Raw genomic sequence first — 23,932 nt, forward strand, 5'->3', positions numbered from 1 at the left:
AAAACCCGGTCCGGTTGAACAAACCCATTGCAGCCGCACCCGGATTGACTTCACATACCGCTATGAACCGACCTGCGATCATCTCTGACACCAGCGCATCCGGCGTGTGCCTGCGGATTTCGGGTGATCTGCGCACGCAACAGCTGGATAAGGTTGAAGCCGATTTCGCGGCGATCCATCCGAGCGGACAGGATGTTGTGATGGATCTGTCACAATTGCAGGCGCTGGATACAGGCGGTGCCTGGCTGGTGGCAAACCTGTCGCGCCGATTGGGCGCCGATGGTGCGAATGTCCGTTTCGAAGGGTTAACGCCTGCCCATTCTTCGCTGATCGATACGGTGTCGCAGAACATCCCCGAAAAACTGGGCGATCAGGCGCCTCCGACAGGTTTTGTCAATTGGGTGGGCCGGATCGGTGAACATACGGCAGGGGCATGGCGGGACACGCTGTCGATCCTTGGATTCCTCGGACTGACCCTGCACCGGCTGGTGCGCACGCTGATCATGCCCTGGCGACTGCGGCGTGCGGCGCTGGTTTCGCAGATGGAACAGGTCGGTTTCAAGGCGCTGCCCATCGTGACGCTGATGGGTTTTCTGATCGGTGTGGTCCTAGCCTTTCAGGGCGCGACCCAATTGAAACAGTTCGGAGCCGAGATTTTCGTGGTCGAGCTGATCTCGATCTCGATCCTGCGCGAACTTGGCATCCTGCTGACTGCAATCATCGTGGCAGGCCGGTCGGGTTCAGCTTTTACCGCCTCGATAGGCTCAATGAAGGTGCAGGAAGAGATCGACGCGATGCGCACGCTGGGTCTTGATCCGATCGAGGTGCTGGTCGTTCCGCGCGTTGTTGCGTTGCTGATCATGCTGCCCATTCTTGGGTTCGTGGCCGATATGGCTGGTCTGATCGGCGGCGCATTGATGAGCTGGATCGATTTGGGCGTCAGCCCCGGCATGTTCCTGACGCGGCTCAAGGAAAACACCGGGGTCTGGCAATTGGCGATTGGCATGATCAAAGCCCCGTTCTTTGCGCTGGTGATCGGGACAATTGCCTGCTGGCAGGCGATGCAGGTCAAAGGATCATCCGAAAGCGTAGGTCAGCGCACGACAGCTTCGGTCGTGCAATCGATCTTCATGGTGATCGCCATCGACGCGCTGTTCTCAATCTTCTTTTCCGAGCTGGGGGTCTGACATGGACGGCACCGCCCTGCAGGACAACCCTCAGAGTGAAACGCAGCGCGAAGCTGTCATTCGCGTACGAAATCTGACCAACCAGTTCGGTGAGCAGGTGGTGCATGACAACCTGAACCTCGATGTCTGGCGCGGTGAGGTTCTGGGCGTTGTCGGCGGATCAGGCACCGGAAAGTCGGTGTTGCTGCGTACGATTGTCGGACTGAACAAACCCAAGGCGGGCAGCATAGAGGTACTGGGCGTCGATGTGCTCAACGGCCCCGAAGCCGACCGTCAACGGATTGAAAGAAGCTGGGGCGTCGCATTTCAGGACGGAGCGCTGTTTTCGTCTCTGACTGTGTTGCAGAACGTGATGGCGCCGCTGCGCGAACATACCAGCATCAGCGAAAGCCTGATGGCGGCGCTTGGGGGGCTGAAGATCAGCCTCGTAGGGCTGCCTCAGCTAAGCTGCAGCAAGTTCCCTTCGGAACTGTCGGGCGGGATGCGCAAACGGGCAGCTCTGGCGCGCGCGCTCTCGCTGGACCCCGAGATCGTGTTTCTGGACGAGCCTACCGCCGGATTGGACCCTATCGGAGCTGCCGCATATGATGATCTGATCAGAGAGCTGCAGCAAGCGTTAGGCCTTACCGTGTTTATGGTCACCCACGATCTGGACAGTCTTTACGCAATTTGCGACCGCATCGCGGTACTTGCGGAAAAACGCGTGCTGGTTGAAGGTCCGATAGAGGACATGACCAAGGTCGACCATCCTTGGGTCCAGGAATATTTCACAGGCCCTCGTGCCCGCGCGGCGCAAGAGAAAGGGTAGGACAGGTAGAGGCGATGGAGACCCGAGCGAATTATATCCTGATCGGTGCGTTCACCCTTGCCGGTATACTGGGGGCTTTCGGCTTCTTCCTGTGGCTCGCCAAGTTCGAAGTCACTCGGCAATACGCGTATTATGATGTGTTATTCGACAATGTGGCAGGCCTGTCTGCGGCAGGTGGCGTCAACTATAATGGTCTGCCTGTGGGTCAGGTCATCTCGTTGCAGCTGGATGACAACGACCCTTCCAAGGTCCGTGTCCGCCTTGAAGTTGACGCAGATATCCCGGTCACCAAGGAAACCATTGCGCAGTTGCAATCGTTGGGCGTGACCGGTGTCGCCTATGTCGAGCTATCCGGTGGTTCCGCCTCGGCTGAACGATTGCCGCAGAACAGCGTGATTCAAAGCAAACGGAGCTCAATCCAGTCTCTGCTGGAGGGTGCGCCGCAGGTTCTGGAAAAAGCCCTGACCTTGCTTGAGGACCTGAACTCGGTTGTGGATGAGAAGAACCGTCAGGCCGTCTCCGAGATCCTGAGCAATCTGTCCTCGGCCTCGGGGCGACTGGACAAAACACTGTCGGATTTCGAAAGCCTGTCGAGCGATCTGGGCGGCGCTGCGAAAGAGATCGGGGATTTCACCAAGCGTCTGGATACGCTGGCCGACACTGCCGAAACCACGCTTACGACCGGAACGGATACGCTGAACAGCATCAAAGAGGCTTCGGAATCGGCGAAGACTGCGCTGGATACCGCGAATGGTACGCTGCACACCGCCCAGACCGTGATGACCGAGGAAATACGACCTTTTATCGAACGCGGTTCAAGACTGGCAGATCATCTGATTGTGCTTTCCGAGGAAGGCAGCATCACTTTGGGTACGGTTACCGAGACCTTCGCGAACGCGAACACCACGCTCGGCTCGATCAATTCCGCCATGGATACTGCCAAGACTGCGCTTGCTTCGGCCGAGCGTGCCTTTGACTCAGCCAATCGCGTTATGGACGAAGATATTGCGTCGGTTGCGGAAGATGTGCGCAAGGCGGCCAATCAAGTGGCTTCGACCGTTTCGAACATCACCGAGAAGATCGACAAGATTTCGGATGACATTCTCAGCGCGTCGCAATCCGCTTCGGACCTGTTGGGCACGATCGATGGCATCGTGCAGGACAACCGTCGCCAGGTCTCGGACTTCCTGCGCGTAGGACTGCCACAGTTCGTCCGCTTTATTGAGGAATCACAGCGTCTGGTCATCAGTCTCGACCGCTTGGTCGACAAGGTTGAGCGCGACCCGGCCCGCTTTTTGTTAGGCACCCAAGCATCGGAGTTTCGTCAATGATACGGCCCCTAATCCTGACTCTGGTGTTGGCCGCAATGGCTGGATGTACCGGCTTGGACACATTGCGTCAGGCGTCGAAACCCAATGACCTGTATCTGTTAACTCCGAAAAGCACCTTCTCGACATCTCTGCCCAGAATCCAGCAGCAAATCGTTGTTGAAGAGCCCACTGCAACGGCTGCGGTGAACACCGACCAGATCGCAGTTCAGCCCTCATTGTTGCAGGTTCAGTATTTGCCCAGAGCCCGCTGGGTTGACCGGGCCCCTTTGATTGTTCAGGCCCTGATGGTCGAAAGCTATGAGAACTCCGGTAAGGTCGCGGCTGTTGGCCGTTCGACAGTCGGGCTGCGCGCGGATTATGTCATTGCACCCGATCTGCGTGAGTTTCAGGGCATCGTTGTCAGCGAGTCAGAGAACTCAAAAACGGTGCGTGTGGAAGTACGCATCAATATCAAGATCATTGATGAGTACGAAGATAAGATCATCGCCTCCAGTTCGTTTCAGGAAAATGTAATGGCTGCCAGCGACCAGACACCGGACCTGGTTGAGGCCTTTGATGTTGCCTTGGGCAAGACCATGCGGGACTCCGTCGAATGGAGCATCCGCAAAATTCATACTCATGCACAGAACAACCCGCGCTCGATCCCGCGCTAAACCAGTCTAAAAGTGACTGGCTGAGGCCGCTTTCCAATCAGCCGCGAACTCTTCTGGGATAGCTTCGCCTAGCAGTGCGCCATCTTCCAGAAAGCTGTACAGATCTGCGTAGGTTCGTTCCCGCTCATCCGCTGTCCGGCGGCGGATATCGGCGGGCCGCAGATCCGAGACTTTTTCCTTGCCCATTGCCCCCAGAATTTCGCGGAAACTTTCCAGCGTTGCGTCGTGATATCGGTGCACACGCTGCCGTTTCTGTGGCACATTCACGGCCCGACCCCGGATCGGATCTTGCGTCGCAACGCCCGAGGGGCAGCGGTTGGTGTTGCAATGCAGCGCCTGAATGCAGCCTACGGCAAACATCATCGCCCGCGCTGCGTTGCACATGTCGGCGCCAAGAGCGAATTTTTCGATCATGTCGAACCCGGTCGCTACCTTGCCCGAGCAGATAACGCGGATCTTGTCGCGCGCTCCAATCCCGCGCAGGCAGTTGTTCACGAAGATCAGCGCCTCATTCAGCGGCATTCCCAGCCGGTTGGTAAATTCCACGGGCGCAGCACCGGTACCCCCCTCGGCTCCGTCTATGGTAATGAAATCGGGCAGAATGCCGGTCTCCAGCATGGCTTTGCAGATTGCCATGAATTCAGTTGGATTGCCTATACAGAGCTTGAAGCCAATTGGCTTTCCCTCCGACATCTCACGCAATTGCTGCACGAAATGCATCAACCCGGTAGGTCCGTCGAAGGCCGAATGAACAGGCGGAGATATCACGTCCTGATGCACCGGCACTCCTCGGATCTCTGCTATTTCCTCATCCACTTTCGCTGCAGGCAACACGCCACCATGAGAGGGCTTTGCTCCTTGCGAGAGCTTGATCTCAATCGCTTTTACAACGTCCTTCTTGGCCCTTTCGGCAAACTTATCTTTGTTAAAACCGCCCTCAGGCGTCCGGCATCCGAAATAGCCAGTACCGATCTGCCAGATTATATCCCCACCCTCAGCCAGATGGTGCGGAGAGAGCCCGCCCTCGCCCGTGTTATGGGCAAATCCGCCATCCTTCGCACCTCCATTCAGCGCGCGGATCGCATTGGCACTGAGCGCGCCAAAGCTCATCGCGGAGACGTTCAGGCGTGAGGCGTCGTACGGTTTTTCACATTGCGGGCCGCCGAGCATCACCCTTTCTTCGCTTTCGGGAACATGCTTGGGCGCGAGTGAATGGTTGGCACGGTGATAGCCAACGGTTTGGATATCGTATTGCGTACCGAAGGCCTGCGTATCGACCTGCCCCTTGGCGCGTGAATAGACCAGACTGCGAATGATACGGTTGAAGGGCCGACCACTTTCGTTGGTTTCCACGAAATATTGGCGGATTTCAGGGCTGACAAATTCCAGCATGTATCGGAAATGTCCAAGGACAGGGTAATTGTTCAGTACGTTGTGCTTTGTCGTCAGCATATCGTAGAAGCCAATCACCGCATAAGGGATAAGGAACACCAGCAGCCAGTAGGCGGGCGGCCAGAAGAAGCCCCACAGCAGGGTCAAGGGCAGGCACACATAGCTGAGGATGTAATAAAGCCTGCGAACAATCATATCTGATCTCCCTGGGTCGCGCCAAAGCGGTTCGGCTGTTGCCTGTTCATATCCGAGACCGTGGAACAATTTGACCTTTCAGTGCAAGCCTTTGTAGCCAACGTATTCATAACGAATGCTTCATCGCCCTTGCTTGAAGCGTGTTGAAGCAATCTGTATGCCGGATGGAAACGGGTCAGAGCAGGATCAGCCGCAGTGTCACGTCCACCTTCTCGCTTCAGGCATCGCGCGCTGATGTATACGGCGGTTTTCGTTGGTGGAGCTGCAGGATCGCTGTTGCGAGAACTCTTCGCGCTGGAAATACCCGGTGCCCCGTTTTTGACAGCGACCTTCGGCATCAATGTCGTGGCTTGTTTCATCCTCGGCTGGCTCTATGCCATACGCCATCGCATTCACGCCCATTTGCTGCATTTGGGGGCAGTCGGGTTTTGTGGTGGCTTATCCACCTTCTCTTCCTTCGTGGCCGAGCTCGAGCGGATGGCTGAGGCCGGTAGCTCACTGGTGATTATAGCGATCGCGGCAGAGATCCTGTTTGGCTTGAGCGCCGCCATTCTGGGCGAAGCCTTGGGTCGCCGTTTATCGCCTTCGGAGGCTGCAGAATGAACGAGCTCTATCTGCACAGCATGTTTGCCCTGGGCGGGGGGCTGGGCGCCGTTCTGCGCCATTGGCTGGCCCTGCGTGTGACACACGATCTTCCATACTCCACGCTGATTGTGAATGTCGTGGGCAGTTTGCTGCTTGGTCTCTGGATCGGCTATCTGGGAGGCCCGGTAGACATGGGTGAAGAGGAAAAACGACTGGTGTTCGGCTTTTGTGGCGGGTTCACCACTTTCTCAAGTTTTGCTTATCAATCTCTGCAGCTGCACCGGGAAAAAACCATCGCGCTTGCTGCTGGAAACATCCTCATCAGCCTTGTTTTGTGCTGGTTTGCGCTTTGGCTCGGTCTTTTTCTGACCCGCTAGTGTACGGGCGCTGCGTTGCGCGCCTCTGGGTTCGGCGCACGACAGAAGAACAGCAGCGGAATCGTTGCCAGCGCCAGCAGACCTAAATTATTGAATACTGTCAGGTATGAGATCATCTCGGCCTGCTTTGCGATCTCCTGTCCCAGCAATGCTGCGCCCTCAGCGCTGTCTGGTGTCAAACCTAACGGCTCGAGGTAGGCCTGCGCGGCGGGGTTGTAAGGCGTCACATTCTGGCTCAGAACCGCTGTGTTCGTTTGCAGGCCTCGCACGACCCAGGTTCCTACCAGAGAAATCCCAACAGATGACCCCAACTGCCGCGTGACATTGAACAGGCCCGAAGCCTCATCCTGCCGCGTCTTGCTGATGCTCTCGAATGCCAGAATGGACATTGGAACAAAAACCAACCCCATGCCGAGGCCGCTGACGAACCCCGGCCATGCAAGCTGCCAGAAGCTCGCATTCAGATTTAACGAACCCATCATGAAATTCCCGATCGCGGTCAGCAGCATCCCGAGGCCTGCCAATACGCGCGGATCGAACCGGGTGACCAGAACGGCTCCGGTTAGGACCATGGACGCACCAGCGGCGATTCCGCGTGGGATAAACAGATGCCCCGATGCGATGACCGGATAGTCCAGCAGGTTCTGGACAAAGGTTGGCAGAATGGCGATGCCTCCGAACAATGAAATCGCAAACCCGGCGATGACGAGGTTGCACAGCGCGAAATTGCGGTCCGCGAAAAGGCGCAGATCGACGACAGGTTGCCGGGATGTAAGCCCGTGAAGGATAAACCCCAACGCACCCAGAACCGAGGCGATAACCGCAACCTGAATGATCCTGGACGACAGCCAATCCTTGGTCTCTCCCTGATCGAGCACGAATTGCAGGCAACCGATGCCAAGGGCCAGCAGCGCCAGGCCTTTCCAATCGATATGAACCTCTTCGGTTTTATCGTCAGGAAGTTCCCCGGCCAGCAACAGCAAGGCCATCGCCGCAACGGGAAGGTTGACGAAAAAGACCATCCGCCATGAGAAATACTCGGTCAGAATGGCCCCGACAGTCGGCCCCAGGACCGGAGCGACCACAACTCCCAGTCCAAACACCGCCATTGCCTGCCCTCGTTTTTCGCGTGGGAAAGCGTCAAACAGAATGGATTGTGAAAGGGGGATCAGGAAGGCGCCGAACATGCCTTGCACTAACCGGAATGCGACAATGGTCTCGAGGCTCCACGACAGACCGCACATTACCGACATGGTGGCAAAGCCCGTGACAGCCGTCAGGATCAATCGTCGTCGCCCGACCCTGCGCGCCACAAAACCGGTCAGTGGCATAACCACCACGGCCGAGACAATATAGCTGGTCAGTATCCATGTCGCCTGATCGGTTGTTGCGCCGAACGCGGCTTGAATATGGGGCAGCGCGACGTTGACGATGGTGCTGTCGAGCACCTCAAGAATGGCGCTCAGAACAACGGCCACCACAATCACGCGATTGATGTGGCCGGGATCGGTCATTGCCCTGATCCGGTCGTATCAACCGTGACCTTGCTGCTGCCCCCGACCCGCAGCGGTACGTCCGTTGGATCAAGCTCGATCCGTACTGGAAACCGCCTTGTGACCTTGACCCAGTTGCCGCTGGAGTTTTCTGACGGCAGCAGCGAAAACGTATCGCCCGAGCCCCGCCCGATGGAAGCTACTCTGCCCGTCAGAGCAATGCCCGGCAGCATATCGACCCGGATTTTGGCTGGTTGACCCGCTCGGATACGGGGCAGAGAGGTCTCTTTGAAGTTGGCATCGATCCACCATTCCGAGGATTCGACGATCGAGAATTGCGGTGCATTCGCGGATACCGATGACCCGGGGCGAAGAGTCAGGTTGGCGATCCAGCCATCGGCAGATGCATAGATCTTGGTCCAGGCCAGATCGGCCTGTGCAATCTCCAGCGCCGCTTGCGAGGACAGCACGTTGTCTTGCCGAGCCGCCAAACCGCTTTGCAATGCGGCCAGTTCGGAGCGGCTTGTGGTCAACCGGGCCGAGGCTTGCGCGAACTCCGAAGTGGCTTGATCCAACGAGGCTTGTGCAAGATTGCCGTCTGAAAACAAAGCTCTGGCCCGTTCCAGATTGCTTTTTGACGTTTCATAGAAAGAACCGGCACTTTCCACCGCGGCCTGCGCCGCCGTGATCTGGTTCGAGAAGGATTCGGCCTGTTGAATGGCGCTGTCCAGATTGGCCTGAGCCTGATCAACCGAAGCCTTGAACTGCGTCTCATCAATCGTGAACAGCAGATCACCCGCTTTAACCGGTTGGTTGTCGGATATTGCGACCTCCGCGACTTGTCCGGTCACCTGCGCCGCAACAAAGATAATGTTGGCCCCGATATAGGCATCTTGTGTCGAGGGGTATCGTTCTTCATGTCGCCAGAATAACAGCAGCCCGACCGCAATCGCGGCGAGCATGCCAACAACGGCGATGACTTTGATTGGCTTCATTCGCTACCGTCCTTCCCGGATCACATCATGTGCATCCGCACGGCCAGATTGCCCAGAATCCAAACTGTCCCGCCGATGATGATGAGCAACACGAGGGTTGAGAACAGGATTAGGTCCATGTCCTCGCGGCTACTGCGACGACGGTCGATATGCAGGAAATAGACCAATTGCACGACCAGTTGGGCCAGACCAAGCAGGCCGATGGCAAAATATACTCCGGGTGTCTCGATGCCGTACCGATACGCGATGGCAAACACGACAAGCGTCAGTAAAAGAGAACCGCCATAGCCGATGACATAGCGCCGCCGTTCGCGCCGGTGTAGTTCGGTCCGTCTATCCATAGGCCAGCCCTCCGAAATACACGATGGTTATGATGCCGATCCAGATCAGATCGAGGAAGTGCCAAAACAGCGCCAGCCGCACCACACGTGAGATTACCAGATCGGTCATGCCCATCACGCGCAGCTGGATGCCCAAAACGATCAACCAGACGCACCCTGCTGCGACGTGCAGCCCATGCAGTGGCACAAGGCCATAGAAGGCTGACAGAAAGCCGCTGCGTTGTGGGATACCGCCTTGCGCAGCCATGTTCATGAAATCGCGGATCTCCAGCACCAGAAAGCAGAGCCCCAGTAGGAGTGTGACACCAAACCAAAGAACGATGCGCGCCCGTGGCAGATTGTATTTCAGCGCCAGCATCGCAAGCCCTACGGTCAGGCTGCTGGTCAATAGGATCAGCGTCTGGGCGAAGATGCTTTTCAGGTCGAACAGCTCATGCGGTCCCGGCCCTCCGGCCTGCGCATCGATCATGGTGATGTAGATTGCGAACATCAGTCCGAAATAGACCAGATCGCTCATCAAAAAGACCCAGAAACCGAAGGTTACGATCTCGGTGACCTTATGCGCGCTGGCATGATCCTCGCCAAGGTTGATCCCCGGATAGCTGTGCTCGGGTGCGCGCCTCATGTCACGGCCTCCATATCCGGGCGCGCAAGGCCTCGGTTTTCCGGCGCGCATTCATGGTCACGGTCCACGGCTTGAGTGCTGCGGACCAGCGCCAGCCAGGCCTCGTGTTCTTTGCGTACCTCTTCGGCGGGGATGATGATTTCGGTGCTGGTGTCGAAGCTCCAGATGATAAAGGCAAGGATCATCGCGATGGTCATCAAAGCGGCCAGCCACCAGATCCACCAGACTAGTGCGAACATCCAGACGCCGCTGAGCACACACAGGATGAACCCGATGCCGGTATTGCGCGGCATTTCGATATCTTCATAGGCCTCCGGTTTGGGATAGGCCTGACCTCGCTCTTTGGCGGCGGCAAAGTCATCGCGATCGGTCACTCGCGGGATAATGGCGAAGTTATAGGGCGGAGGTGGCGATGGGATAGACCATTCCAGCGTGCGCCCGTCCCACGGATCGCCGACGGGCGCACGGGACTGATCGCGGTCGCGGATGCTGACCCAAAGCTGGATCAGCACCGAGAACAAGCCGCATGTAATCACCAGCGCACCAAGCACGGCGACAATCATATAAGGGTGAAAGCTCGGGTCCTCCCAGCTGAATGACCGGCGCGGCATTCCCATCAGGCCGACGAAATAAAGCGGCATGAAGGTTAGAAGGAAACCAACAGTCCAGCAAAAGACCGAAACGCGGCCCCAGAATTCGTTCAGACGGAAACCGAAGGCTTTTGGGAACCAATAGTTATAGGCGGCGAGCAAGCCGAACAGCACACCGGGCAACAACGCGTTGTGGAAATGTGCCACCAGGAACAGCGTGTTGTGAACCTGATAATCAACGGTCGGGTTGGCAAGAATTACGCCGCTGAGACCACCGATCACGAATAGCATCAAGAAGGCCAGACCATAAAGCATCGGCACTGAAAACCGGATACGCCCACGATAGAGCGTCGCCATCCAATCGTAGACTTTCACCCCCGTTGGAATGGCAATCAGCATCGTGGCAATGCCGAATACAGCGTTGATCAGCGCGCTTTGACCCATGGTGAAGAAATGGTGCAGCCAGACTGTGAAGGACATGATTGCAATCGACATCGTGGCGATGACCAGCGAGTTATAGCCATATAGGCGCTTAGCCGAGAAAGTAGCGAAGACTTCGGAATAGATGCCATAGGCGGGCAGGACCAGCAGATAAACCTCGGGGTGACCAAACAGCCAGAACAGATTGGCATAGTTCATCATGTTGCCGCCGAGATCATTGGTGAAGAAGTGAAAATCTAGATAACGGTCTGCGGCCAGCAGCAGCGCGGCAACACCCAGCGGCGGCATGGCAAATATGATCAGGATCGAGCTGCAGATGATCGTCCAGCAATACATCGGCAACCGCATAAACTTCATCCCCGGCGCACGGAGTTTATAGATCGTGACCGCGAAGTTGATACCCGTCAGCGTCGTACCAATGCCCGAGACGACAATGGCCCAAATCCAGTAATCCGGCCCTACACCCGGATTAAACGCGGCTCCGGTATAAGGTGGATAAGCCGTCCAACCACCGGTCGAGAACTCTCCCACCACCAGTGAAACCATCAACATCATGCCCGCAGAAACGGTCAGCCCAAGGCCGATCTGGTTCAACACCGGAAAGGCAACATCGCGCGCGCCGATCATCAGCGGGATCACATAGTTTGCAACGCCAAAGACGAAGGGCACAGCGACAAAGAAAACCATGATGGTTCCATGGGTGCTGAACAGCTCGGCAAAGTGTTCAGCTTCGAGAAACCCATCCCCCGGCCCAGCGGCCTGCTGGGCGCGCATCACCACACCCTCCAGCACGCCGCGCGCCAGCATGACGATGGCGAAAACGATATACATGATACCGATCTTCTTGTGATCCGTGCTGGTCAGCCAGTCACGCCATAGCGGCCCCCACAGGCGGAACCATGTCAGCACCGCCACCACCACAGCAACTCCGACGACAACGATGCCAGCAGCTGCGTTCGCCACGATCTCGTTCGCGTTGGGGTTCTGGATAAGCCCCATGATGGGCAATGCGTCCCAACTCAGACGGCCAAGGAAACCAGTCTCGGCAGATGTCATTGCTTCGCCTCCTGCCCGAACGCGGTCGTGCCGGGTTGCTGGTTCAGGGGAAGGGGTTCACCGCTGTGATAGCGATGCAGGATCGATCCGAACAGATCACCCTCTTCCAACGTGAAATAGAGCGCATTGAGGGGCATAAGCGGTGTCCCCAAAGCCGCTTGCACCTCATCCCGATCCGTGCGCATGGCGAGCGTGCGATAGGTATCCTCGGTCAAGGGGATCCCATTGGTCCGAACGCTTGTCACCCAAGCTTCAAAGTCTTTGGGCTGCATGGCCTGCGTCAGAAACTTCTGCTTGGTGAAACCACGGCCATTATATTGGGTGTTCTCTCCTTGCATGGTCTTTGGTGTATCCGCGACCAGATGCAGCTTGGTCGTCATTCCGGGCATGGCATAAATCTGCCCTGCCAGCGCAGGGATCATGAAAGATTGCATCACTGTGTCGGTCGTCAGGGTCATCGCCACCTGCTGATTGATCGGTATGCCCAGCTCTCCCACGCTTGCGATACCCAGATCGGGATAGATGAACAGCCACTTCCAATCCAATCCGACCACTTGAACCTGCAATGCTGGTTCCTGACCGAACGGGGCTGCGTAGGGATCAAGACGGTGGGTGGCCTTCCACAAATAAAAGGACAGGATCGCCACGATCACGACCGGCACACCCCACATCAAAAACTCAAGCTTTGCCGAAAAATCCCAGTGCGGTGTGTAAGCTGCTGCCCCGCCCTTGCGACGGCGATATCGCAAGGCAATCAAAGGCACCAACACCAGCACAGGAATGACGGCAATCAGGATCAAGGCCGTAGCGCGAAAAAGATGCGTCTTCTGCACTGCTGCTATCGGTCCTTGAGGATCCAGGAAACTATCACTCGCCCCGGCGATCTGGGCCGACACCAGCAGCGCGAGCAAGGCGGGTACTGCCACAGCGGAGATCCGGGGGATGGTCACGCTTGCTGATCCTCTTATGACGGGGTTCTTGGCAACTATCGGCAGAGTCAGACTATTTCTCAAGACCTTTTCCGGGAGGATGCCCACGGCGCGGTTGACATGGAGGATGGGGCACGCGAGACCTGAAGACATGCGATTGACCGTTGCCTTGATCTGTCTGACCTTGCTTGCAATGCCCGTCTTTGCGCAGAATCGCGAGGCGGTCGAGAGGCAATTCCAGAGTTGGTTGCAGCAAGAGATCTGGCCCCAGGCAAAAGCCAAGGGCGTTTCACGACGCACCTTTCAGCGGGCTTTTGATGGCGTGACCCTAAACTGGGAGTTGCCGGATCTGGTGCCTCCGGGAAGCCCGAAGAAAACACCGAAGGCTCAGCGTCAGGCAGAATTTGGCTCTCCTGGGCGTTATTTCAATGCAAACTCGGTGCGAGGGGCCACGTCCGTAGGTCGCCAGATGGCGCGGCGTCATGCGAAAACGCTGGCGCGGGTCGAAGCAAAAACGGGTGTGCCCGCGCGCATTATTCTGGCCATCTGGGGGCGTGAGAGCGGCTATGGACAGGTTCCAATCCGCCACAACGCCTTTCAGGTCCTGGGCACCAAGGGCTTCATGAGCACACGCTCCAACTATTTCACCGGTGAATTGATCGCCGCCCTGCAGATTGCCGAGGCTGGGCACGCATCCGTGCTGAAAAGCAGTTGGGCGGGCGCGCTGGGACAACCGCAATTCATGCCAACCAGTTTTCTGACCTATGCCGCCGATGGGAACGGAGATGGTCGTGCTGATATCTGGGGGTCTGAGGCGGACACCATCGCCTCTATCGGCAACTATCTGGCACAGCATGGCTGGGTGGCAGGGCGCGATTGGGGCTTCGAAGTGACCGTGCCAAGCGATGTATCCTGTGCGCTTGAGGGGCCGGATCAGGGGCGTTCAGTTCAAGACTGGGCTGCGATGGGCGTCGCACGCGTCTCGGGGCGACCATTTCCTATGCATGAACAGGCGGCTGAAGGTTATTTGATGATGCCCGCCGGGCGCAAAGGTCCCGCCTTTATCGTAACCCCGAACTTCTATGTCCTGAAGGATTACAACACCAGCGACCTCTACGCGCTGTTTGTGGGGCATGTCGGGGATCGCATCCAATATGGCGTCGGAGATTTCAGCGGTCGATGGGGCAACGTAGGCGGGCTCTACCGTTCTGACATTGCCCGGATGCAAGAAGCACTGGTCCGGCAGGGGCACGATGTGGGCGGCGTCGACGGGTTGCCAGGCTATAAAACCCGCCGTTCGATCGGACGCTGGCAGGAGGCAACCCGGCAGCCTCCCACTTGTTTTCCCGAAGCCGAAATGAAGAGCAAACTGAAGCCTTAAAGCTTCGGGTGATTCGCCGTTCAAGAGCCTATTTTCGGACGCATTCACCTTGTCAGATATATCGTGCTTCACGAAAATGTCAGGACGAGAAGATGTTTCAGAATATTCTTTCGAAGGCAGCGCCGGTTACGGTTTCATTCGATCTTTGACCTCACGATTGTTCCCAATGCTCTTTACCTTTGTCGAAAAAACGGCACGCTTCCCGCAGTGAAAGTTACCTTTCGCCGTTAGATTTCTGGTATCCCCTGTCGCCGCAGGCCAGGTTTTTTTGTCTCATCACGATTTAGGTCAACGCGCTGCCATCGCAGATGCCGGAAACGAATAGATAGAAGAGTCACCCCACGGCAGTGGTGCGGCTTCTGATATCAATAAATGGGAGTAAACACATGAACACACTGATCCGAACCTCGTTGGCGGGGCTATTGTCCTCAACCATTATCGCTGGTGCCGCAATCGCTGCGGGCACCCACCCGGAAACTGGTGAGGCATTGGCCGATGACCAGACCTTTACCTATCGTATCCTTGACGAACACAGCTCGGTTGACCCTCAGGTCGTCGAAGATGTTTCGGGCGCTGAGATCGTGCGCGATCTGTTCGAAGGCCTGATGAATCAAGACGAAGAAGGCAATCTGGTTCCCGGTGTTGCCACCGGATTTGAAGTCAACGACACCAAGAACGTTTACACCTTTACCTTGCGCGACAACGCAAAATGGTCAAACGGCGATCCGGTTACGGCAGGCGATTTCGTCTATGCCTGGAAACGTGCCGTCGATCCTGAACTGTCCTCGCCTTATGCGTGGTTCATGGAGCTGATGTCGATCGAAAACGCAGCCGACATCATCGCAGGCGAAAAGCCGGTGGACGAGCTGGGCGTTAAAGCCATCGATGATAAGACGTTGGAAGTACGCCTGAGCGCCCCCCTGCCCTATTTCCCGCAGATGACCACCCACTCGACCACATTCCCTGCCCCGCAGAAGGTCATTGAAGAGTTCGGTGATGCCTGGACGCGCCCCGAGAACATCGTTTCGAACGGTGCCTATGTCCTGACAGAGCATCTGCCGCAGGAACGCTCGGTCCGCGAGCGTAACGAGATGTATTGGGACAACGACAACACGATCATCGACAAGGTTGTGGCGCTGGTCATCAACGATGAAAACGTTGCCCTGACCCGCTATCTGGCAGGTGAACTGGATCGGACCGAAATTCCAGCAGGTCAATATCCGCGCTTGAGCCAGGAGCACCCGGAAGAAGCCATCAGCTTCCCGCGCCTGTGTAACTATTACTATACCTTCAACCTGTCCGAGGGCGGCCCGGAGGCCTTCAAAGACCCCAACGTGCGTCAGGCCCTGTCGCTTGCCGTTGATCGCGCGATCATCACCGAAAAAGTGATGGCCGGTGGTCAGCCCCAAGCCTATACATTTGCGCCGGAAGCAACCGCAGGTTTCACCGTTCCAGCGGTTGAAATGGCTTCGATGTCGCAAGCTGAGCGCGACGAACTGGCCAAGGAGCTGTTGGCCGAAGCGGGCTATGGCCCCGACAACCCACTCAGCTTCGAGATGGTCTATAACACTTCGGAAAACCACAAGAAGGTTGCAGTAGCGCTGAGCCAGATGTGGAAGCAGAAGCTCGGCGTTCAAGCCGAACTGGCCAATATGGAATGGAAAGTGTTCCTGGAAGAACGTGGCAACCAGAACTTCGATCTGGCGCGCGGCGCGTGGTGTGGCGACTATAACGAGGCTTCGACCTTCCTCGACCTGCTGCAGTCGGATTCAGGTTACAACGACGGCAAATACAACAATGCCCGCGTGGACGAGTTGCTGGCCGAAGCCAAGACCGCAGATGACGCAGCTCCGCTCTATACCGAGGTCGAGCGTATCATCGCACAGGAAACCCCGGTGATACCGATCTACCACTATGCTGGTGTCTATATGATGGACAGTGATGTGGGGAACTGGCCGGTGAACAATGTCGAGCAGAACTGGTATTCGAAGAACCTTTATAAGCTCGCCGAATAATCGTCTTTGACCCACGCTTTGCCCCGGTATCGTCCGGGGCAAAGCCAATAAACGCGGGGGCATGAAATGCTTGCCTATAGTTTCCGGCGGCTGATGGTCGCCATTCCGACGATCCTGTTGTTGGTCGTCGCCTGTTTTTTCCTGATGCACGTGGCGCCCGGTGGGCCCTTTACCTCGGAACGGCCTCTGCCGCCGCAGGTTCTGGCCAATATCGAAGCGCGGTACGGGCTGGACCAACCGCTGTGGAAACAGCTGTGGGACTACCTCTATAACATCGTTGTGCATTTCGACTTTGGTCCGTCCTTCAAATTCAAGGACCGGGACGTCAACGACATCATCGCACAGGGTTTTCCGATCTCTCTGACCTATGGCTCGCTGTCGTTCCTGTTTGCGACCGCCGTGGGCGTTACACTGGGGATTGCAGCTGCGATCCGGCATAACACCTGGATCGACTACTTTGCCGTTGGGCTGGGCATCGCCGCTCAAGCCCTGCCGAACTTCATCATGGGCCCGATCCTGATCCTGACTTTCACGTTGTGGCTGGGTTGGCTGCCGGGTGGGGGCTGGCATGGCGGCCAGTGGCAGTATCTGGTGATGCCCGTCATCGCGCTTGCGACGTCCTATATGGGTTCGATTGCGCGGATCACCCGGTCGTCGATGCTGGAGGTTTTGAACTCAAACTTTATCCGCACCGCGCGTGCCAAGGGCCTGCCCACAAGAACTGTGATCTGGCGTCATGCGCTGAAGCCCACGCTGCTGCCGGTCGTCTCTTATCTGGGCCCGGTCTTTGTCTATGTGCTGACGGGCTCGGTTTTTGTCGACATCTATTTTTCGACCGGTGGTCTGGGGCAAGCCTATGTGAACTCAGCTCTCGCCCGCGACTATGCCGTGCTGCTGGGTGTCACGATCCTCTATGGCGCGTTGACCGTCATCGTGAACCTGCTGACCGACCTGGCCTATGCCTGGTTCGATCCAAAAATCCGCTACTAAGGGGCTGGCCATGCAAGGAAAATCACAAAAAGCCGCCCATCTGGCCGAAGAAATCACAGATTACACGGTCATTCAGGGGCGATCGCTCTGGCAAGACGCACGCATGCGCTTTGTCCGCAACAAAGCGGCAATGGCGAGTGTCTTCATTCTTGGGATGATCGTGTTGTTCACAATCATTGGTCCCTATTTTGCGATCTGGGATAATGAAGAGATCGACTGGAACGTCATGGGGGACGTGCGTGGCATGGGCATGCCGTCCGTAGAGACCGGCCATTTTTTCGGTGTTGATGACTTGGGACGCGACCTTTACAGCCGCGTTATTCAGGCAACCACGACGTCTCTGCTGGTAGGTTTGATTGGCGCAGCGACTGCGCTGATCGTTGGCACTTGCTATGGCATCGCCGCAGGCTATATCGGCGGACGCACCGACAGCGTGATGATGCGTTTTGTCGATATCCTTCTGGCGATCCCGGCAACGCTGGTCATCATTCTGCTGCTGGTTGTCGCGGGACGGTCATTCTTCATGTTGTTCATTGCCCTTGGGGCAGTCGGTTGGCTGACCATGGCGCGAATTGTGCGTGGGCAGACCCTGACTCTGAAGAACCGCGAGTTCATCGAGGCCGCGCGCGCCGCTGGCGTTGGCGAGTTCACGATCATGTATCGTCACATCCTGCCCAATCTTCTGGGTGTTGTGATCGTATACGCCTCGCTTCTGGTGCCCGAAATGATCCTGACCGAGAGCTTCATTTCGTTCCTCGGCCTTGGCATTTCGGAACCATACACCTCGCTCGGGCGTCTGATTGCCGAGGGGGCCGGCACCATGAGCTATGGCACCCTGTGGCAGCTGATGTACCCGCTGACTTTCTATGTCACCATTATCATCACGATGTTCTTCATCGGCGATGGCCTGCGTGACGCTCTGGACCCGAAGGATCGCTGATATGAGTTTGTTCTCCGTCAAGGACCTGATCGTCCAATTCGACACACCAGATGGCGTGGTCGAGGCTGTGAAAGGCATCAGCTTCGACATCAACCCCGGTGAATGCCTCGGGATCGTTGGTGAAAGTGGATCGGGCAAAAGCCAGACCTTCATGGCCGCGATGGGGCTGTTGCCGCCTGCTGGGCATGCCTCGGGTTCCGCCATGTTGAACGGCAAGGAAATCCTGAACCTACCTATAAATGAGTTGAATCGTATCCGTGGCGCGGATGTGGGCATGATCTTTCAGGATCCGTTGACCGCCCTGACACCGCATCTGCGGGTAGGTCAGCAAATGCGTGAGGTTTTGCAAATCCACGAAGGCCTGCAGGGCACAGCCGCGCGCCAACGTTGCCTGGACTGGCTGAACCGGGTGCGCATCCCTGAGGCGGCACGACGTCTGGACCAGTATCCGCACGAGCTTTCGGGCGGGATGCGTCAGCGCGTGATGATCGCCATGTCGATGCTATGCAATCCCAAACTTCTGATTGCGGATGAACCCACGACCGCTCTGGATGTTACGGTTCAGGCCGACATCCTGGACTTGATGGTGCGTCTGCAAAAGGATGAAGGGACCGCGATTGCGCTGATCACACATGATATGGGCGTTGTGGCGCGGATGTGTGATCGGATTCAGGTCATGCGCATGGGAGAATTTGTCGAAGCAGGTGACACGCGCGAGATCTTCCGCGCGCCTCAGCACGACTACACGCGTACCTTGCTTGAGGCCATGCCGCGCATTGATGCAGGCGATGCGCCCAAGGCATTGCCAGCCGTTGAAGAACCGCTGCTCAAGGTCGATGACGTCAAGGTTCACTTCCCCATCCACGTCTCGGGCGGGCTGTTCGGTCGCAAGGTGCCGCTGAAAGCGGTTGATGGCGTCAGTTTTGACATCCGCAAGGGTGAAACCCTGGGCGTGGTGGGCGAGTCCGGTTGCGGCAAATCCACGCTGGCACGGGCTGTTCTGCAATTGATCGAACCCAGTGCAGGCAATGTCAGCTGGTTGGGCAGTCCAATTGTTGGTCTGAAACGCGCCGAGTTGAACAAGTATCGCAAAGATCTGCAGATCGTGTTTCAGGACCCGCTGGCCAGCCTTGATCCACGTATGACAATCTCGGCCTCGATTGCAGAACCGTTGAAAACCTATCGCCCCGATCTAACCGAGCGCGAGCGTAAAGAGATGGTCGCGGAAATGATGGGACGGGTCGGTCTGAATGAAAACATGATCAATCGTTATCCGCACGAACTGTCCGGTGGACAGAACCAGCGTGTGGGAATCGCGCGCGCGATGATCAACAAGCCAAAACTGATCATTTGTGACGAGGCCGTTTCGGCCTTGGATGTGTCCATTCAGGCTCAAATCGTCGAATTGTTGCGCGAATTGCAACAAGAATTCGGCCTGTCGATGATCTTCATCAGCCACGATCTGTCTGTGGTGCGGGCGATCTCGAACCGGATCATGGTTTTGTATCTCGGTCGCATCGTGGAGCTGGGTGATGGAGAGGTGATTTGTTCCGAGCCTATTCACCCATATACAAAGTCTCTGATCTCGGCGGTGCCGATCCCCGACCCGGATGTCGAGCGCAGCCGCCAAAGGCTTAAACTTCCGGGAGAATTGCCGTCGCCAATGGATCCGAAGGCAGCGCTGCGTTTTCTGCCCAGCCGGTTATCGGCAGGCGAGGTGGATTATGTGCCGCAACTTAGCGAAGTGGCACCGGATCACTTTGTGGCAGAACATGATCCGCTCGAGGCCATCATGGCCAAAGGCTGACACTCTACGCGCCCCTGATGCCGTCATAGGCTTGGGAGCGCGGATTCGCTCCTGATCCGGTTTCGTTTTGACTCTGACCTTAGGTTAATGGCAGATTCCAACCGGTCCACGGTGTCCATGCCTGGTACGATTGATTGATACGGATTTAAGACTTATGTGGAGGCGCCGGCAATCGAAGAACCCGCCGGACGAGCATCGAATTTGAGAGGTAATATGACACGCAAGGTCACCAAGGCGATTTTCCCTGTTGCAGGAATGGGTACGCGGTTTTTGCCGGCGACCAAATCGGTGCCAAAAGAGATCATGACTTTGGTCGACCGCCCGCTGGTTCAGTATGCCATCGACGAAGCCCGTGCCGCTGGGATCAAGGAATTCATCTTCGTAACCTCGCGCGGCAAATCTGCGCTTGAGGATTATTTCGACCACAATCTGGTGCTCGAACAGGATCTAAAATCCAAAGGCAAAGACGATCTGCTGGAAGTTCTGAATGAAACCAACATGGAAAGCGGTGCGATTGCCTATATCCGCCAGCACAAGGCGCTGGGTTTGGGCCACGCGGTGTGGTGCGCGCGCCGCCTGATCGGGGACGAACCCTTTGCGGTCATGCTGCCTGATGACGTGATCGCAGCTAACAAGCCGTGTCTGCAGCAGATGGTCGAGGCCTATGAGGAAACCGGCGGCAACATGGTGGCCGCGATGGAAGTTCCAAACGAGAAGACAAGTTCCTATGGGATTCTGGATACTGGCGAGAATGTCGGTACCGTCGTCCGCGCCAAGGGCATGGTCGAAAAGCCTAAACCCGAAGAAGCGCCATCGAACCTGGCTGTGATCGGTCGCTATATTTTGGGTCCGTCAGTCCTCTATAACCTGAACCAGAAGAAAGCGGGCAGCGGTGGTGAAATCCAGCTGACCGATGCGATTGCCGAAGACATCACCAACGGCGTACCCGTCTTCGGTTACAAGTTTGACGGTCGGCGCTTCGACTGCGGCTCAAAAGCAGGTTTCCTGCAGGCAACCGTGTCCTTTGCACTGGATCGCGAAGATCTGCGGGACGATCTGAGCCGCTATCTGCATGACATCGTCGCCTCGGACCAGGCCGCCCAATAAAACGATCCGGTCTGAGGGAGCAGCCATCATGAGCAAGATCTATCCGGTCATCCTGTGTGGCGGCTCTGGCACGCGGCTTTGGCCGTTGTCACGTAAAAGTTATCCCAAGCAGTTCGTACCGCTAATTGGGGAAACCAGCCTGCTGCAACAATGCGCAGAGCGTCTGCGCGGGCCGGATGATGCGCCCTATGCCAAGCCATTGATCCTGACCAACGAAGCGTTTCGCTTCGTGGTACCCGAGCAATTGATCGAGATCGGTGTCAATCCCGGCCCGATCCTGATCGAGCCTGAGGGGCGCAATACAGCACCGGCCGTGTTGGCCGCCGCGCTGCACCTTGCTTCAACTGACCCGAATGCAGTGATGCTGGTGGCCTCGTCGGATCACGTCATCCCAGACACCTCCGCCTTTCACGCGGCCGTGGCCGAAGGCGCGCGCACCATAGCCGACCGCGGCGACCTGGTGACATTCGGAATCACACCTGATCGACCCGAGACGGGGTATGGATATCTCAAGCTACGCCATTCGCCCGATGCATCTGGGGCGGCGGTTCAATTGGATCGCTTTGTCGAAAAGCCCGATCTTGAGAGCGCCAAAGCGATGGTCTCGGACGGCAGCTACCTTTGGAACTCGGGCATCTTCCTGTTCGCCGTGAAAGACATCCTGCACGCATTCGAACAACACGCCGCAGACCTTTTGGCACCGGTGCGATCGGCTGTTGAGCAAGCTCAGTCCGATTTGGGGTTCTTGCGTCTTGATCCAAAAGCATGGAGCACGGTTCAGGATATCTCGATCGACTATGCCGTGATGGAAAAGGCCCACAACCTCAGCGTGGTTCCCTATGCCGCCGGGTGGTCAGATGTGGGTAGCTGGTCCGCGGTGCAAGAACTGAGCAACCCGAACGCTGACGGTGTCGCAACCTCGGGCGAGGTCACGGCCATCGATTGCCGCAATGTGCTGGTTCGCTCGGAAGCCCCGGCTCAGGAAGTCGTTGCGATGGGACTTGAAAATGTGATCACGGTCGCGATGCCCGACGCAGTTCTTGTGGCGAGTATGGATCGGGCCCAGGACGTCAAACAGGCCGTCGCCGCATTGAAAGCCAAGGGCGCGAAACAGGCGGAATCCCTGCCTGTCGATCACCGTCCCTGGGGCTGGTTCGAAAGCCTTGTGATCGGCGACCGGTTTCAGGTCAAACGGATCCATGTTCACCCCGGCGCTTCGCTCAGTCTGCAGTCGCACCATCATCGGTCCGAACACTGGATTGTCGTGGAAGGCACGGCTGAAGTCACCATTGATGACAAGGTGCAACTGGTTTCCGAGAACCAGTCAGTCTACGTACCGCTGGGTGCGGTGCATCGGATGGTAAACCCAGGCAAGGTGCCGATGGTTTTGATCGAAGTGCAAACCGGAACCTATTTCGGTGAAGACGATATCATTCGATACGAAGATATATATGCACGCGATTAGCGGCTGGACTTTTTAACACATGATAAATCGGGCGTTCGGCCCGGTCAGGCGAGATTCACGCGGATCACGGCAGGGTGGCGCGCAATCATCGTCGGACCGACAGCCATAGGAGGACGCCCGTGCCACAAAACTCACCCCGATTGAACCTGCCCTATCTGCAACCCGCGCAGGCCCAGAAACACGTCACCCATAACGAAGCGCTGCGGGCGCTGGATCTGGTCGTGCAACTTAGCCTTGCGGCGTTGAATTCCACAGTTCCGCCGGCCGCACCGGATCAGGGTGAAATCCACGCCTTGGGGGCTTCTCCAACCGGCGACTGGAGCGGTCAGGCCGGTAAATTGGCCGCGTGGATCGACAATGCTTGGCATTTCGTGACGCCCGGCATTGGTTGGCAGGCCTGGGATCAGGGATCGGGTCAGATCAAGGTCTGGAACGGATCGGATTGGATTGACCCGCCCGTCAGTACGCAAAACCTGTCTGGTGTCGGGATCACCACAGGGTCCGACAGCACCAACCGGCTGGCGGTGCGCAGCCCGGCCACGTTGCTGACCCACGAGGGAAGCGGGCATCAGTTGAAGATCAACAAGGCGGGTGCTGGTGATACGGCCTCGTTGCTGTTCCAGTCGAACTGGACCGGCCATGCCGAAATGGGCCTGTCCGGCAGCACCGAGTTTTCGATCAAAGTTTCACCCGACGGCGGAAGCTGGACCGAGGCATTGCGGATCGATGCCAGCAATGGCACTGCAAGCGGCGCGGCGGTGCAAAGCAGCGTTGACGACACCACGCCGGGGCGCTTGATGCGTGCAGATTATGGCTATGGGCCCGGCAACGTATTGGGCGTGGTCTCGGAAACTGGCGGCACCCCCGGCGGGGCCGTTATCGAACGTGGCAGCAGCGCGAACGGCGATTATGTGCGGTTTGCCGACGGCACACAAATTTGTACAGCGACACTGGGCGCGGTTGGGTGCACCACGGCGACCGGTGCCCTTTTTGCCAGCAGCTCGGCAAACTGGGATTTCCCCATCGCTTTCGCTTCGGGTACGGCACCCGTCATCAGCGGCAATGGTGGCGGGCTCAACCGATTCCTCGGCTTCGATGCGCCGTCGGAGACGGAGGTTACCTATCAAGTGATATCTGCAACATCTGATGCAACCACTCTGTCACCGACACTTATCGCGATTGGCCGCTGGTTCTGAGCCTTCTGATCGCCCGAGCCTATGGTCCGGGCG

Annotated in this window: 21 protein-coding genes; 14 read left to right on the forward strand and 7 right to left on the reverse strand. The window is 57.1% G+C overall.

Annotated features, from left to right (window positions below):
* Window positions 1–62: 62 nt before the first annotated feature.
* From ACR0AZ_RS10230 to ACR0AZ_RS10245, 4 genes are read left to right on the forward strand one after another with little or no spacing between them, the layout of a single operon-like run.
* Window positions 63–1,187 (forward strand): ABC transporter permease, encoded by a 1,125-nt coding sequence (locus ACR0AZ_RS10230; RefSeq protein WP_480658713.1) that lies wholly within the window; start codon window positions 63–65, stop codon window positions 1,185–1,187.
* A 1-nt stretch (window position 1,188) separates the two neighbouring features.
* On the forward strand, window positions 1,189–1,995 hold the full coding sequence (locus ACR0AZ_RS10235) for an ABC transporter ATP-binding protein (RefSeq protein ID WP_480667368.1): 807 nt from the start codon (window positions 1,189–1,191) through the stop codon (window positions 1,993–1,995).
* A 14-nt stretch (window positions 1,996–2,009) separates the two neighbouring features.
* Window positions 2,010–3,326 carry an MlaD family protein gene (locus tag ACR0AZ_RS10240; RefSeq protein WP_480667369.1) on the forward strand — a complete coding sequence of 439 codons (1,317 nt, stop codon included), beginning with the start codon at window positions 2,010–2,012 and terminating at the stop codon, window positions 3,324–3,326.
* On the forward strand, window positions 3,323–3,979 hold the full coding sequence (locus tag ACR0AZ_RS10245; protein WP_480472705.1) for an ABC-type transport auxiliary lipoprotein family protein: 657 nt from the start codon (window positions 3,323–3,325) through the stop codon (window positions 3,977–3,979). Before ACR0AZ_RS10240 ends, ACR0AZ_RS10245 begins: the two co-directional genes overlap by 4 nt.
* Before the next feature lie 6 nt (window positions 3,980–3,985).
* Here ACR0AZ_RS10245 and ACR0AZ_RS10250 read toward each other — a convergent pair whose 3' ends face one another.
* Complete coding sequence (locus ACR0AZ_RS10250; protein ID WP_480667370.1) at window positions 3,986–5,566, reverse strand: FMN-binding glutamate synthase family protein; 1,581 nt, start codon at window positions 5,564–5,566, stop codon at window positions 3,986–3,988.
* A 234-nt stretch (window positions 5,567–5,800) separates the two neighbouring features.
* Between ACR0AZ_RS10250 and ACR0AZ_RS10255 the strand changes: the two genes are divergently transcribed.
* Both ACR0AZ_RS10255 and crcB read left to right on the forward strand, forming a co-directional pair.
* Window positions 5,801–6,169 (forward strand): fluoride efflux transporter FluC, encoded by a 369-nt coding sequence (locus ACR0AZ_RS10255; RefSeq protein ID WP_480472912.1) that lies wholly within the window; start codon window positions 5,801–5,803, stop codon window positions 6,167–6,169.
* The gene (crcB, locus tag ACR0AZ_RS10260; RefSeq protein WP_480472701.1) at window positions 6,166–6,528 is read left to right on the forward strand and encodes a fluoride efflux transporter CrcB; all 363 of its coding nucleotides are present in this window, start codon (window positions 6,166–6,168) and stop codon (window positions 6,526–6,528) included. The genes ACR0AZ_RS10255 and crcB overlap by 4 nt, the downstream gene beginning before the upstream one ends.
* On the opposite strand, the gene ACR0AZ_RS10265 is transcribed toward crcB, so the two are convergent.
* From ACR0AZ_RS10265 to ACR0AZ_RS10290, 6 genes are read right to left on the reverse strand one after another with little or no spacing between them, the layout of a single operon-like run.
* On the reverse strand, window positions 6,525–8,042 hold the full coding sequence (locus tag ACR0AZ_RS10265) for a DHA2 family efflux MFS transporter permease subunit (protein WP_480667371.1): 1,518 nt from the start codon (window positions 8,040–8,042) through the stop codon (window positions 6,525–6,527). The two genes, crcB and ACR0AZ_RS10265, sit on opposite strands and share 4 nt — an antisense overlap.
* A complete protein-coding gene (locus tag ACR0AZ_RS10270; RefSeq protein ID WP_480667372.1) occupies window positions 8,039–9,016 on the reverse strand; it encodes an HlyD family secretion protein in 978 nt (325 codons plus the stop codon). The genes ACR0AZ_RS10265 and ACR0AZ_RS10270 overlap by 4 nt, the downstream gene beginning before the upstream one ends.
* Window positions 9,017–9,036: 20 nt before the next feature.
* Window positions 9,037–9,357 carry a cytochrome o ubiquinol oxidase subunit IV gene (locus ACR0AZ_RS10275; protein WP_480472695.1) on the reverse strand — a complete coding sequence of 107 codons (321 nt, stop codon included), beginning with the start codon at window positions 9,355–9,357 and terminating at the stop codon, window positions 9,037–9,039.
* Window positions 9,350–9,982 carry a cytochrome c oxidase subunit 3 gene (locus ACR0AZ_RS10280; RefSeq protein WP_480472693.1) on the reverse strand — a complete coding sequence of 211 codons (633 nt, stop codon included), beginning with the start codon at window positions 9,980–9,982 and terminating at the stop codon, window positions 9,350–9,352. The genes ACR0AZ_RS10275 and ACR0AZ_RS10280 overlap by 8 nt, the downstream gene beginning before the upstream one ends.
* Window positions 9,979–12,069: a cbb3-type cytochrome c oxidase subunit I gene (locus ACR0AZ_RS10285; RefSeq protein WP_480472691.1), complete on the reverse strand. Its 2,091-nt coding sequence runs from the start codon at window positions 12,067–12,069 to the stop codon at window positions 9,979–9,981. The genes ACR0AZ_RS10280 and ACR0AZ_RS10285 overlap by 4 nt, the downstream gene beginning before the upstream one ends.
* Window positions 12,066–13,019: a cytochrome ubiquinol oxidase subunit II family protein gene (locus ACR0AZ_RS10290; RefSeq protein ID WP_480472688.1), complete on the reverse strand. Its 954-nt coding sequence runs from the start codon at window positions 13,017–13,019 to the stop codon at window positions 12,066–12,068. Before ACR0AZ_RS10290 ends, ACR0AZ_RS10285 begins: the two co-directional genes overlap by 4 nt.
* 130 nt (window positions 13,020–13,149) lie before the next feature.
* On the opposite strand from ACR0AZ_RS10290, the gene ACR0AZ_RS10295 reads away from it, so the two are divergent.
* The 8 genes from ACR0AZ_RS10295 to ACR0AZ_RS10330 all read left to right on the forward strand — a co-directional run bounded on the left by ACR0AZ_RS10295 (window position 13,150) and on the right by ACR0AZ_RS10330 (window position 23,899).
* Entirely contained in the window at window positions 13,150–14,379 is a 1,230-nt protein-coding gene (locus tag ACR0AZ_RS10295) for a lytic murein transglycosylase (protein WP_480472686.1), read from the forward strand.
* Window positions 14,380–14,765: 386 nt separating this feature from the next.
* Window positions 14,766–16,394, forward strand: coding sequence for a peptide ABC transporter substrate-binding protein (locus ACR0AZ_RS10300; protein WP_480667373.1), 1,629 nt, complete (start codon window positions 14,766–14,768; stop codon window positions 16,392–16,394).
* Between the two features lie 66 nt (window positions 16,395–16,460).
* Window positions 16,461–17,384, forward strand: a complete 924-nt coding sequence (oppB, locus tag ACR0AZ_RS10305; RefSeq protein ID WP_480472682.1) for an oligopeptide ABC transporter permease OppB — start codon at window positions 16,461–16,463, stop codon at window positions 17,382–17,384.
* A gap of 10 nt (window positions 17,385–17,394) precedes the next feature.
* A complete protein-coding gene (locus tag ACR0AZ_RS10310; protein WP_480667374.1) occupies window positions 17,395–18,324 on the forward strand; it encodes an ABC transporter permease subunit in 930 nt (309 codons plus the stop codon).
* Between the two features lies 1 nt (window position 18,325).
* On the forward strand, window positions 18,326–20,131 hold the full coding sequence (locus tag ACR0AZ_RS10315; protein ID WP_480667375.1) for an ABC transporter ATP-binding protein: 1,806 nt from the start codon (window positions 18,326–18,328) through the stop codon (window positions 20,129–20,131).
* 213 nt (window positions 20,132–20,344) lie between these two features.
* The gene (gene galU / locus ACR0AZ_RS10320; RefSeq protein WP_480667376.1) at window positions 20,345–21,238 is read left to right on the forward strand and encodes a UTP--glucose-1-phosphate uridylyltransferase GalU; all 894 of its coding nucleotides are present in this window, start codon (window positions 20,345–20,347) and stop codon (window positions 21,236–21,238) included.
* A 28-nt stretch (window positions 21,239–21,266) separates the two neighbouring features.
* On the forward strand, window positions 21,267–22,703 hold the full coding sequence (locus ACR0AZ_RS10325; protein WP_480472674.1) for a mannose-1-phosphate guanylyltransferase/mannose-6-phosphate isomerase: 1,437 nt from the start codon (window positions 21,267–21,269) through the stop codon (window positions 22,701–22,703).
* 119 nt (window positions 22,704–22,822) lie between these two features.
* Window positions 22,823–23,899 (forward strand): DUF2793 domain-containing protein, encoded by a 1,077-nt coding sequence (locus ACR0AZ_RS10330; RefSeq protein WP_480472672.1) that lies wholly within the window; start codon window positions 22,823–22,825, stop codon window positions 23,897–23,899.
* Window positions 23,900–23,932 lie beyond the last annotated feature (33 nt).

Source organism: Ruegeria sp. BE3, assembly GCF_056538865.1.